Raw genomic sequence first — 12,595 nt, forward strand, 5'->3', positions numbered from 1 at the left:
GGTAACAAATAGATGAGAAAATCTGAGGAGAAAAACGTTATTTATTGAGATAAAAAATAAACTCAGAGACATAGTGAAGCATCGAACCTCAAATACACTTGGCGTACTGATAAATAAAGTTAATCAAGTTCTGAGGGGATGGAAACACTATTTTGCTGGGATAGGATATCCCAGAGGAGTATTTTTCAGAATAAATGGATTTGTAGTAAACCGATTCTATCGATGGCATGGTCGCTTAAGTCAACGTCGAAGCAAGTATCTATCACGAGGTGCTTACGAAAAATTACGCCAAGCTGGTCTTGAGTATTTACCCACGACAAGATGATAAGCAAAGTGAAGGGGCTGAGAGAAGTGTAACAACAGAGCCGTGTGAGGGAAAACCTTATGCACGGAATCGAAGAGGGGCTGCTGGATAAGCGATAGCGAAGCCAGTAGCCTACTCTACTTGAAGCTCAAGAGCAGGCTAAGTTATTTAACGAAAAAGTGTCGCTATCAGCCATAAAGAGTGTGGCCATCGATGAGATGTTCAGCCAAGGTGACCCCGTACTTGCTGGGATAGATCTCAAAGGGTGCTCAGCCTAAATAATGTGAAGATATAAGAAGAAAGTTCCTTTGTTTTAAAAAGTTAGGAACATGTAAAGGTAATATGTCCACTTAGTTCTTTCTGAATGATGTTAGCTAAAATTTCAAATTCAAAAAAATGCCAGATTTTGCTGTTTTAACCTTTCCTTTCAGGATTAAATTTTGTGCTATTTGAGCGTTTATCTGTTCAACCTAAATATATCAGTTGAACGCACAATTTAACTTTAATCTATTGAAGTTAAATACAAGATTAAACAACCCGAATTCACCCATCAGGTGAGTGCTGAACATTCATATACTTGCCAAAATCACCGCTAGCTGCGTTATAAATTTTGCAAGTAGAACCACTACTTGCTGCTATTCATGCCTTGCTATCAATAATTTTTTCTGCGTATATGAACGCTCCCAACCGATTTATTTAGGTTCAAGGCGTAAGCAGTGAAGCTTAGTCATCTAAGTAAACGGGTTACAACACAGAACAGTGAACGCTCAAAAGCATCTAAGACAGCGTAAATTGGTCATTTCTACTGCGTTATCGCTTGCTTATTTGGAATACCAAACCGCACAAGCTCTGTCTTGTATAAAACGACCAATTTATCGCTGCAAAAATAATCACGAAAGATAAACTGCCCCTAACAATGCTGAATTTTACACCTTCGGATTTACACCACTAAGCACTCACAAACTTTGTGTGATTTGTGATTTACGGTAGCGGTTCAACTGTGGTTGAGCTGGCGATCTCTCTTTGATTTGTTGCCTTTAAGCCCTATGTTTTGATCAGTCCTAAAAATACAATAGATAACCTAGCATCGATTTCTTAACTTGACTCAAGGCACAAATGTTATGCTGTACTAAGAAGTAAGGGGGGCTCAGGCGAATCACATAGTACAAGAAAACTGGTTGAGGATTTAATAGCTGAAGACAAAAATATAATCGTATGTTTTCAAGATGATCAGCATGTTTTCTACCAAGCAAAGTGCCTTTGTATCAAAAACCTTAGCTCATATGAAAGCTTGTTAGTTGAAAGCCGTGGATTAATAAAATGTGATTGGACGATATTCGATCACCTAAATGAACTGATATTAGCGTTAAATAATTCTCCTAAAGACTTTGCAGTCATTTTCACATGAGGAACTTCCTCAGGAGGGAAGTTCAGCGAACGGATCAATCCAATTGCGCATTTGTGTGACTCAATCTTTATCAGTGTGAACTCTAAAATTGAAAACTCTGTTAACCCAGCAAAAGATTTATACGGTGATTCTGAACCATTTTTAGGTAGTGTTAAAATATCATGGTGGTATGAACCGACGCGAAAAGTTTTTCAAATGGGGATATTCGAATTACGAGATCTGCACCGCTATTTAGTAGATGAACTAAATAAGCAAACTTTGACATTAGACAGCTTTTCTTTGCTTAATTTTGGTTAATCAATGCATAAGACTTATTTAAAAAACGCAAGTATCGTCTCAGTGTTTGATTACAAAGATTTTGAAAAAATACACTTAGCCGATGTGTTGACCGGGACAGTATTGGAAGATGAAACATTTCGCTTTCGAGCATTCCAACAAATAGTGACATCCAAAATAGTTACTAAGGGACGTGGCGGAAGAATGTATACCAATTTTATCGTCACTCCTGCGAACGCAGGAGTCCAGAGTCTTTGGTTAATTTGGGCACAAGTCGCTGGATACCTGCGTTCGCAGGTATGACAAATTAAGCGTTGAAATTTAAATTGGTATTATTTGAACTGCGACATCCCTAAACAAATTAAAGGAGAGAAATTGGAGGTAATAACACATAGCGGTAGTTGTTACGTTATTGAGATGAGAGACATATTAAAGCAACTCAACAAAAATCGACATTGAAATTGATTGCCGCAGTGATGATCATTTCTTAACTAGATAAATAATCACTACTATCGGTTATTTATTGGGTGTACTTTTCCCGAAAGTATTACAATCACCATTATCGGTGAATATATTTGAAAATCACTCAGATTCATCTATAATCACTAAAATCGGTGATTAATTTTAATAAGGTGCGATTGATGGCTAAGAAAGTAACTGCTTCAAAAATGCCTAGCTCCGCACATATAGAGAGTGCAGAAGTTTTAGGCCAACTCATCAAGGCAAAGAGAACGGAACTCGGCTTAAAATTAGCAGATTGTGCCGCGCTATGCGGGATTGGTATCAATACTTTGTCTCGCATTGAAAATGGTAACGCTAACTGCACCTTATCTGCGGTATTTTCTGTTCTAAGTGGGCTAGGTATTAAGCTAACCTCTAAAGAATTAACCCCCATAGATAAGATTTCATCAAATAATGATGAGTGGGTTTAGATATGACAAAAGCTAACGCATACAGGCTAGACATCAAATACGCAGGTCAAGTGATTGGAAATTTATCTTTAGATAGCACGACCAACTTATTAAAGCTTAGCTATTCACCACTGTGGCAAAGCGAAGGTTTTGCTATCTCGCCTCATTTGTCACTGGATAATCAACACTCATCAGAAGTCGCATACAACTTTCTGGATAACGCCTTACCTGAAGGTGAAGCGAGAAAGTTATTAGCTGAAAATCTGGGAATCTCGGAGAAAAATGTTTATTCACAAGTCCGTGTCATTGGAAATGACTTAGCCGGGGCCGTGACATTTTTACCGTCATCAGAAAAAGAACAAAACCAGCCATCTTTTAGAATACTTGAAGAAGAAGAGTTAATTACAAGACTCGACAATAAAGAAGAATTTGGCCTACTCACATGGGACGATCAGCCACGTCTTAGCGTGGCCGGAGTTCAAGATAAATTAAATGTTTTTATTGATGAGAATGGCAATATTGGCTTTGGTGATGGCTCACTCTGTTCTACCCATATTTTAAAATTTGAAAAGAGAAACTGTCATAATCTCGTCTTGAACGAATTCTTTTGTATGAAGCTCTCTAGTGCGGTTGGATTACCAACTGCTGATGTTGAATATAGACATTTTGGACCGCACCCCTCGCTCATCGTAAAACGATTTGACCGCAAATATGATGCCGACTCCAACAAAGTAATGAGGCGTCATGTTATCGATGTCTGCCAAGCGTTAAATTTACCAAGAGACTACAAATATGAGCGAAACTTAGGTGACGGAAGAGATGTTCAACATATTAGAGATGGAGCTAGCTTAGTAAAGCTATTTGAATTCACTGAACATATGTCTTCGCCAATTGAAAGTAAGCAATGGCTTATAAACTGGCAACTCTTTAATTTAATGATCAGCAACTACGACAGTCACGGAAAGAACGTTTCACTATTCTTTGATAGAAATAACGCACGATTCACTCCAGCTTATGATCTGGTCAATATCGCGTTGTTCCCTCAATTTAAACACGTATTGGCGATGGCTATGGGAGATGAGTTTGAACCTAATGATATTCACGCTTATCAACTGGCTGATTTCGCAGAAACCTGTGGCATCGATAAAAAACTGCTATCTAGGTTGTTAACTGAATTGGCAAATAAAGTGATAAAGCAACTATCAACTGAATCGTTGATTGACAGTCTAAAAACTCAATCTCGTTTTTCTGATGCTGATGTTGGCTACTTTAAGCAACTGAGTGACAACATATTAACAAGAACTGAGTACTTAAAAGCTCAAGCAGTTGAAATACCTTATATTGAAGTATAGACAGAATTAGTCAGTCCACACTGAAGAATGGCGATTTAATAAAATAAATTTACTTCTAGATGAAGTATAAAGACTTGTAGCAGTGCTTGGATAAACATATTGCCGTTTATCTATTATCTGCTTTATTTTATATTTGGCAATGTCGTGCTTCACCTTTTCAAATAACCTGTCCAATTCATGTTCAATCTCTGCTCTTTCCTTATTAACGAATCTTCAAATTCGGCTCAAGTAAAAAGATTAAGACGTTCGTCTATTGAACGTCTCCTCTTTTATCAATATAGAGCCTTAGAATGGGCAACCATGCATATCACCAACGTTCGGGAAATAATTCCAGCGCTCTTCTTCAATTCGTTCTTTCAAATAAGCGTTAACTGATTTTACTGTCGTTAATGTATCGATACATTCTTGTATATCAGCTTGGCAAACTATCAACGAGTCAATATGTTCTTGAATGTTAGTTTGCTGCTGTTTTTTACTGCGAGCTGAAAACCGATTCCAAACTATGCCTTTTAAACTCGAATCTGAGCTGATATCTCTGTGTTGATGGTTTAAACTTTTCACTTTGGTTTCGAGTACTCTTATCATCGATTTCAATGCTGATGGACTCAAATCAAGCTCAAAATCAGGAAGCCATTTCTGTCCCATTTGAAGTAACGTAAATACATCACCATCACGCTTTGCTTTTGATAGTTGCTGCATCAACTCATGCTTTTCTCTTTTCAATGACTCATCACTTTCTTTGTCAGGATGCAGACGTGACGCCACTTTTTTATACAGTTTATTGAGGTCGGAAGATTTAAAAAGCATTTTTATATCATCAATAGAAGGAGCACTTTCTTCTTGTTTGAAATTATTAAATGCTCGCTCAAAAAAATCTTCGTCTAATTCATCTTCGTCCATTGAATCAATATTTTCAATATCAGCGTGTTTTTCTTTGTGAGACAGAGCGATATCGTGAAAATATTGTTCAAAGTCTTGAGGATTTTTCATCATTTCGACCAGCTTCTCGTGTTCGAAGTCAATATCGACGCCCAACATGTCTTCCAGCATGTCACGAAACGCCTCTGTTTCGAATTCATCTGGCTCTGGTGATTTTTCTGCTTGATTCTGCGCATCTGCTGCTATTTGGTTTTGGAAACTATTGCGTAATTCAGCTGTACTTTCAGTCCAAAACGGATTTGATTCCAGTGCAGTCAGTTCTTCATGAATTAACTCATACAGCGCATCTCTTCGTTCGCCTTTAATGGTTCTGCGAGCAATGAAACTTATCAACCGTTCGACTTTAATGGCTGTTAAAGAACAGGTTTGAATTTCATAACTTTCAAACTGAAGTTTAGCCTGCTCATAGAAAGTTGAAATTTTGGATTCTAAACGTTGGTTTCTAGTTTGTAGCTTAGAAATTTGATCCCACAAAGTGGATAGTTTTTTCCAATTTTTATTAACTGTAACGTCACTGCTTTGAATGTCAGATACTCTAACTCTAGTCATAAATTAAGTACATTAGTGAAGAATGATGACAAGATAATTGATTTTCAAAGTAAGTCAATTGTATTGAACCGTAGCAGTTACAATGTTACTAATAAGTTAATACACAAGTAACTTCTGCCCCAAAATCAATTTAAAATATTAAAACAAAAATGCGTTTAACATTATAATACTGGTCGTTGTTCTATGATGTTCATTTTATGATGCGCTCATACTAAAAAGTGTGCTTGCTAGTATCAAGTTAATGGGTAGACTCGCTCAATACTATCATTCCTGAGTTGAATTTATCCTCGATAAACTCAAGTCCAAATTCATCTTTGAGAAAACTTATCATTCCATTTTTTAACGTATTATTGCCATGGTACCCAGTTATGATCGATGTTATGTTGGATTCATTGTTTTGTTTGTGGTAACAAAATAATAGTTTTGCGAAAGCTAATGGAACACCTCGAATATGTGTATCATTGCCTGAATGTTCTTCGAAAATTTTATCCATATGCAAATCTATACAATGATTCATTAAGCCAACATTTTTTTTATATATTCTTTGTGTTATCCCTTTATCAATCATGCTTGCGAAATTATCTTTTTCAAGCGGTGCAAGTTGAGTGTACATTTGTGAAAGAGTACTCATGTTGCACTTGTTCATTATTTTTTCTAAATACCATATTCCAGTGTTTACTTCCTTTGCCTTAATACATACTTTAATAAAGGCATCGCAAATGGCAACATCAGGCTTGATGCCCCATTGTTGCATTAAGCTGGTTGTATCTGTATCGCCATCGCCCAACACCAATGATTTTGCTTCTGTAAAACGTTCCATCTCAGCGCAGGCAGCCAGCAAATTCATGCAGGTGATTGAATCTGCCTTTAGTGGTAGATGAGGTGCCATCACGGGCTTGTCACCACACACCAGTTGCCAAGCACTATCAAACTGGCCCGTTTTAGCGCATACCGTGATAAAGGCGCTGTAAATGGCAACATCAGGCTTGATGCCCCATTGTTGCATTAAGCTAGCTGTAATTGTATCGCCATCGCCCAACACCAATGATTTGGCTTCTGCATAACGTCCCGATTCAGCGCAGGCAGCCAGCAAATTCATGCTGGTGATTTGATTGGCTTTTAATGACAAATGAGGTGCCATCACGGGCTGATCACCACACACCAGTTGCCAAGCACTATCAAACTGGCCCGTTTTAGCGCATACCGTGATAAAGGCATTGTAAATGGCAACATTAGGCTTGATGCCCCATTGTTGCATTAAGCTGGCTGTATCTGTATCGCCATCGCCCAACACCAATGATTTGGCCTCTGCATAACGCCCCATTTCAGCGCAGGCCGTCAGCAAATTCATGCAGGTGATTGAATCTGCCTTTAGTGGTAGATGAGGTGCCATCACAGGCTTGTCACCACACACCAGTTGCCAAGCGCTATCAAATTGGCCCGTTTTAGCGCATACCGTGATAAAGGCGCTGTAAATGGCAACGTTAGGCTTGAAGCCCCAAAGTTGCATTAAGCTGGCTGTATCTGTATTGCCATTGCCCAACACCAATGATTTGGCTTCTGCATAACGCCCTGATTCAGCGCAGGCTACCAGTAAATTCATGCAGGTGATTTGGTTGGCTTTTAATGGCAAATGAGGTGCCATCACTGGTTTATCACCACACACCAGTTGCCAAGCACTATCAAATTGGCCCGTTTTAGCGCATACCGTGATAAAGGCGCTGTAAATGGCAACGTTAGGTTTGATGCCCCACAGTTGCATTAAGCTAGCTGTATCGCCATCGCCCAGCACCAATGATTTGGCTTCGGCATAACGCCTCGCTTCAGCGCAAGCTGTCAGCAAGTTTGTGCAGGTAATTTGATTGGCTTTTAATGGCAAATGAGGTGCCATCACTGGCTTATCACCACACACCAGTTGCCAAGCACTATCAAAGTGGCCCGTTTTAGCGCATACCGTGATAAAGACGCTGTAAACGGCAGCATTAGGTTTGATGCGCCATTGTTGCATTAAGCTGGCTGTAGCTGTATTGCCATCGCCCAACAGCAATGATTTGGCTTCTGCATAACGCCCAGTTTCAGCGCAAGCAGTCAGCAAATTCATGCAGGTGATTTTATCGGCTTTTAATGGCAAATGAGGTGCCATCACAGGTTTGTCACCACACACTAGTTGCCAAGCACTACCAAAGTGGTTCGTTTTAGCGCATACAGTGATAAAGGCACTGTAAATGGCAACATTAGGCTTGATGTCCCACTTCTGCATTAAACTGTCTGTATCTGTATCGCCATCGCCCAACACCAATGATTTGGCCTCTGCATAACGCCCCATTTCAGCGCAGGCCGTCAGCAAATTCAGGCAGGTGATTTGATTGGCTTTTAATGGCAAATGAGGTGCCATCACAGGCTTATCACCACACACTAGTTGCCAAGCACTACCAAAGTGGTTCGTTTTAGCGCATACCGTAATAAAGGCATTGTAAATGGCAATATCAGGCTTGATGCCCCATTGTTGAATTAAGCTGGTTGTAACTGTATCGCCATCGCCCAACACCAATGATTTGGCTTCTGCATAACGCCCCGTTTCAACGCAAGCATTCAGCAAATTTATGCAGGTGACTGAATCTGCCTTTAGTGGTAAATGAGGTGCCATCACAGGCTTATCACCACATACCAGTTGCCAAGCACTACCAAAGTGACCCGTTTTAGCGCATACCGTGATAAAAGCATTGTAAATGGCAACATCAGGCTTGATGCCCCATTGTTGCATTACGCTGGCTTTAGCTGCATTGCCTAGCACCAATTCTTTGGCATCTGAAAAATTTAAATTTAACTTAATTAATTTCAGTAATAGTGTGCATGTTTTCGCTTCATAGTACGATTTAAATCGTATTATGTCACTAAAAATGCCGTCGAAACTAGATGAATGGTTGTCAGAAAACTCGGCCGCTTTGTGCAACAATTTATGGATTAACCTTATGTCCCATGGTGTTTCCATGACCTGTTTGTCGTTTTTTAGGCTGTGAATGATTTCAATAAGCTGCGAAAGTTTAGTGCAACTACCAATTAATGCATTTAACTCAATACCCAGTTTATTTTTGCTTCTCTGTTTAAGTTTCCAAGAGTGAATAAGCTCACTGGTCTGAGTAAAAAAGGAATTAGGGGAGGAAGGTGATTGCTGTATTTGCTTGGGATACTGAGTGCTCGATTTTGGAGTAATAGAGCGGTGCTCGGTTGCAAAACGTCGGTAAGCATTACTTGGCTTCTTACAATAATGAGCCTCTCGTGTGCGAGAGTTAGAGCGAGTCGACGATGGTTCCTTGTTGAAAAAATCATACAACTTTTGTCTATCGGTTTTGCTTAATAGTTGATAGCACTCTTGTAAGCCTTCATCACTATCAAACATTGAAACCTCAAAGTTCAGATAGGATACGGCTTCGCTTGGGTATTCTTGGAGACTTTTGAGCATGAATCTATATATTGATTGTTGCTCAGCAGGAGTGCGCACTGTCGCCATCACATTACTCAATAAGTGAGTGAATTAACAAGCTAAGAAATAACGCACTGAAAAGATAAATACAAAAATATTCAGCTTTAAGGCATTCTATATATGTATAACAGAAAATTATCCACCGCACAGGGAGCCATTTCATAGCTCATAGTTGTACCTCAGACTCAAACAAGAAGTAATGAAATTGAGCGTAAGTTGGCTTTATTCAAAAATGAGCCAACCCACCATTCTAATGGAGTTAATAAAAAGGAACCTTGTGTGTCGAAGTCGCTGGTATATAATTTTTTGATATGAATAATCAGTATATTTGGCGAACATGCAAATGCCAGCAATTCTGCACGTATTTGTCGGCTCTGTTGTAATTTCTGTTGGTCTTAAAAATTAGAATTCTGAAAGCCTTGATATGACTGCTCTCAGCTAAAAAATACCAAATAAGGTAACTGACTTAAGAATAAAGTAAATTTTGTCATACCAAAAGGTACTTTCAACACAGCCTATTTGCCATCACTTTGCGAACCCTGCATTAGTAAATAAAGAGTGTGGGTGGTATAAGGGGCTACTGTATTTTTGATGGGTCATTGCTATGAGTAATATTGTCAAAAGGCAAAAAAGGGCGAAGCACAAAGCCAAAAGTTTCAAAATTCACAAGCAACATCAACTCGAACTAAAAAACCTCTTTAGAGATATTACATCAATCTCACCAGAGTTAGAGTACCTCTTTGAAACTCTATTGGATTACGATACAGACCTAAATTCTCTCATACCAAAGATGAAACTGTTTGTTGCTCAAACAGGCAAGGTAGGGAATGAGTTAATGGCTGAAACGGCAATTGTGTTTTCTTTGTATATGTGGTGGAAACATAACTCTAGCGAAAAAGTGTATGTGCCGATCATTGCCGAAGTTGCAGATACATTGGTTATTCAACCAGAATTTCAAATGTACTTTCGATAACGTTACAGCTTATCTTTCTCATGCAGTTTATGAAGGAACAATTAAGTGTAGACTTGCCAAAGGATATTGAGGTCACGATGGCCTGTTATACCAATTACAGTAATTAATCTCTCACTCAGCAAGAGATAAAGGTTTTCAGTACAAAGGCACATGTTCGAAGTACTATATACCCTAACGGCCGCCATACAAAGCTGGCGTTCAACGCACTTCGTGCTTTTGTCGGGATAATTCAAGAACTTGCAACGCAGTAATGGAATCCTTTAGCCTTGTCCTTCGGGAGCTTGTGTGTGCTCACTTTGGTTTATAAATAATACTTCTTAAAATTGTTTTAACGTAGCAATGTAATAACGACAGTTTCGTATGTCGGTAATAACTATGTCTTCATCAATTTCACTTGTACTTTGAACACATACATAGCTCTGAGTTGAGCATTTAATTACTGTAATTAATGGTATGGACTATCCTCATTCCCCCTCGGCGTCAAAATGCGCCATGATATGTGGAGGAAAAAGCAACGAAACTTAATGAGGAGAGTCACATGGCTAAAATAACAATCGGAATTGATATTGCAAAGAACATTTTTCATTTAGTGTTTATTAACGCATCTGGAAAGGTCATTAAACGAGTTAAGCGTAAGCGTCAAGAGTTGCTGAAGTTTATAGCGAACACTGAGCCTTCAATTATTGTTATGGAAACTTGTGGCAGTACCTATCATTGGGCGAGAGAATTTAACAAGCTTGGTCATGAAGTGAAAGCCATCGCACCTCAGTACGTAGTGCCTTTTAGAATGGGGAACAAGAACGATTACAACGATGCTTTGGCAATAGCGGAAGCATCTCAACGAAACTCTATGCGTTTCGTCCCTATTAAAACGGTTGAGCAGCAAGGAATACAAGTACTGCACCGAATAAGAGAGCTACGGACTAAAATGCAAACAGCGCTAGGCAATCAAATTCGTGGTCTATTGGCTGAGTTAGGACTTACGCATTGACAGGTTTGCGTAGTTAATGATAATCCTTCAAAAATTTAAATATTGTAACTGATGATAAGAAGTACCACTCGACCAACTACAGCCCGCTGCAATTTAACTATGTATATGGGATTTTTGATCAGTGAGCCCAAGTCATCCACTTGCACTCGATTGTCCGAGGTAACTGGTATTTCTCATCACAGTGTAAACCGTTTTCTTCAAAGAGAACTGTTTGAACCATTTGATTTATTTAATCTCAGTAGGGTAAATTCCTCGCCGCTTGCGGCGGACTAACGTCTTTATCTAACTAATAGATACCTCGCCCCTTGGGGCGGGGTGATTCATTTGAAATAAAAACCAGTGACAACTTGATTGGTGGCACTCTTAGCGTTGATGACAGCGTTCTGGATAAACCTTATAGCAAGTATATGGCACTTGTTGGACATTTTTGGTCAGGTAAGCATCATCGAGTTGTGAAAGGGATTAATCTCATCACTTTATACTACACAGATCCAGATGGTCAGCACATGCCAGTCAATTATCGTATTTATGATAAGTCTGAAGGCAAAACTAAAAATGATTATTTTCAGGATATGCTGGGTGAAGTCTTAACATGGGGTTTGAAGCCAGCATTTGTCACGGGGGACTCTTGGTACAGCGGCGTTCCAAATCTGAAGAAGGTAAAAAATCACCAAACAGGTTTTATGTTTGCAGTTGAAAGCAATAGAGCAGTATCGCTTGAAAAGGGAAAGTTGCAGCAAGTTCAAGCCCTAGATGTACCTGATGATGGTCTCGAAGTCTGGTTGAAAGACTTTGGTAAAGTGAAACTTTTTCGGACGATGCTAAAAGACCAGCAACGCCATTATGTTGTCTACTTACCAGAAGGCAACTTTAACTATTTGCTGAGAAAAGAGTTTTTAAGCATCCATGACCATCACTGGCAGATTGAACAATATCATGGTGCAATTAAACAAGTCTGCCATATTGAGCACTTTCAAGTACGCAATGAGCAACCTATAAGAAATCATATATTTGCATCAATTTGCAGCTTTGTTCATCTTCAAAAAATGCAGGCTGCTGATGTCATATCTAATGTGTATAAACACCAACGTGATCTTTACAAGGGTGTAGTCGCAGGTTTTATTGCAACATTTTCAGAAGGTAAAAGTTGTCTCGAACCAAAATTTCAAAATTTTGTCAATGCGCAATTCCTAAAACATTATTCCAAGATCCCACAAGTATTCGATGCCTTGTATGAAGAAGATTATATGGAACTATCGGATTATCAAGAACACCAAGCAAGTACAATGAAACTGGGCGAAGATGCAAGGGTAATCGCCAGCGCTATGACATAGGAGGCGATTAACAAGAAACTATTTGAAGATGTCTCTCAAATAGACAAATTGGTACTTGATATCAGCTGCACCAT

The 12,595-nt window shown here is 39.1% G+C and carries 7 protein-coding genes and 2 pseudogenes; 7 read left to right on the forward strand and 2 right to left on the reverse strand.

What is annotated here, in order from left to right:
* Positions 1-49 precede the first annotated feature (49 nt).
* The 4 genes from E2I05_RS07235 to E2I05_RS07255 all read left to right on the forward strand — a co-directional run bounded on the left by E2I05_RS07235 (position 50) and on the right by E2I05_RS07255 (position 4,251).
* Positions 50-325, forward strand: a complete 276-nt coding sequence (locus E2I05_RS07235) for a group II intron maturase-specific domain-containing protein (protein WP_279387050.1) — start codon at positions 50-52, stop codon at positions 323-325.
* A gap of 1,462 nt (positions 326-1,787) precedes the next feature.
* Positions 1,788-2,009, forward strand: a complete 222-nt coding sequence (locus E2I05_RS07240; protein WP_121855106.1) for a hypothetical protein — start codon at positions 1,788-1,790, stop codon at positions 2,007-2,009.
* Positions 2,010-2,629: 620 nt separating this feature from the next.
* A complete protein-coding gene (locus E2I05_RS07250) occupies positions 2,630-2,920 on the forward strand; it encodes a helix-turn-helix domain-containing protein (protein WP_121854928.1) in 291 nt (96 codons plus the stop codon).
* Between the two features lie 2 nt (positions 2,921-2,922).
* Positions 2,923-4,251, forward strand: coding sequence for a HipA domain-containing protein (locus E2I05_RS07255; RefSeq protein WP_121854929.1), 1,329 nt, complete (start codon positions 2,923-2,925; stop codon positions 4,249-4,251).
* Positions 4,252-4,536: 285 nt separating this feature from the next.
* Here E2I05_RS07255 and E2I05_RS07260 read toward each other — a convergent pair whose 3' ends face one another.
* The gene (locus E2I05_RS07260; RefSeq protein WP_121854930.1) at positions 4,537-5,739 is read right to left on the reverse strand and encodes a J domain-containing protein; all 1,203 of its coding nucleotides are present in this window, start codon (positions 5,737-5,739) and stop codon (positions 4,537-4,539) included.
* Between the two features lie 238 nt (positions 5,740-5,977).
* Positions 5,978-9,250 (reverse strand): pentatricopeptide repeat-containing protein, encoded by a 3,273-nt coding sequence (locus E2I05_RS07265; protein ID WP_121854931.1) that lies wholly within the window; start codon positions 9,248-9,250, stop codon positions 5,978-5,980.
* A gap of 577 nt (positions 9,251-9,827) precedes the next feature.
* Between E2I05_RS07265 and E2I05_RS07270 the strand changes: the two genes are divergently transcribed.
* From E2I05_RS07270 to E2I05_RS07280, 3 genes and pseudogenes are all read left to right on the forward strand, one after another.
* A complete protein-coding gene (locus E2I05_RS07270) occupies positions 9,828-10,196 on the forward strand; it encodes a hypothetical protein (protein ID WP_121854932.1) in 369 nt (122 codons plus the stop codon).
* Positions 10,197-10,734: 538 nt separating this feature from the next.
* Positions 10,735-11,178, forward strand: a pseudogene (locus E2I05_RS07275) (IS110 family RNA-guided transposase); the annotation flags it as partial.
* Positions 11,179-11,241: 63 nt separating this feature from the next.
* A pseudogene (locus E2I05_RS07280) lies at positions 11,242-12,371 on the forward strand (IS701 family transposase); the annotation flags it as partial.
* Positions 12,372-12,595: the final 224 nt, after the last annotated feature.

This window comes from Parashewanella spongiae, from assembly GCF_004358345.1.
In the GTDB taxonomy this organism is placed as follows: domain Bacteria; phylum Pseudomonadota; class Gammaproteobacteria; order Enterobacterales; family Shewanellaceae; genus Parashewanella; species Parashewanella spongiae.

What these genes read in the sequence shown, in the direction of transcription:
- E2I05_RS07270 (WP_121854932.1), top strand. Translation starts at nt 9,828, where the DNA reads ATGAGTAATATTGTCAAAAGGCAAAAAAGGGCGAAGCACAAAGCCAAA.
- E2I05_RS07265 (WP_121854931.1), bottom strand. Translation starts at nt 9,250, where the DNA reads ATGGCGACAGTGCGCACTCCTGCTGAGCAACAATCAATATATAGATTC.
- E2I05_RS07255 (WP_121854929.1), top strand. Translation starts at nt 2,923, where the DNA reads ATGACAAAAGCTAACGCATACAGGCTAGACATCAAATACGCAGGTCAA.
- E2I05_RS07260 (WP_121854930.1), bottom strand. Translation starts at nt 5,739, where the DNA reads ATGACTAGAGTTAGAGTATCTGACATTCAAAGCAGTGACGTTACAGTT.
- E2I05_RS07250 (WP_121854928.1), top strand. Translation starts at nt 2,630, where the DNA reads ATGGCTAAGAAAGTAACTGCTTCAAAAATGCCTAGCTCCGCACATATA.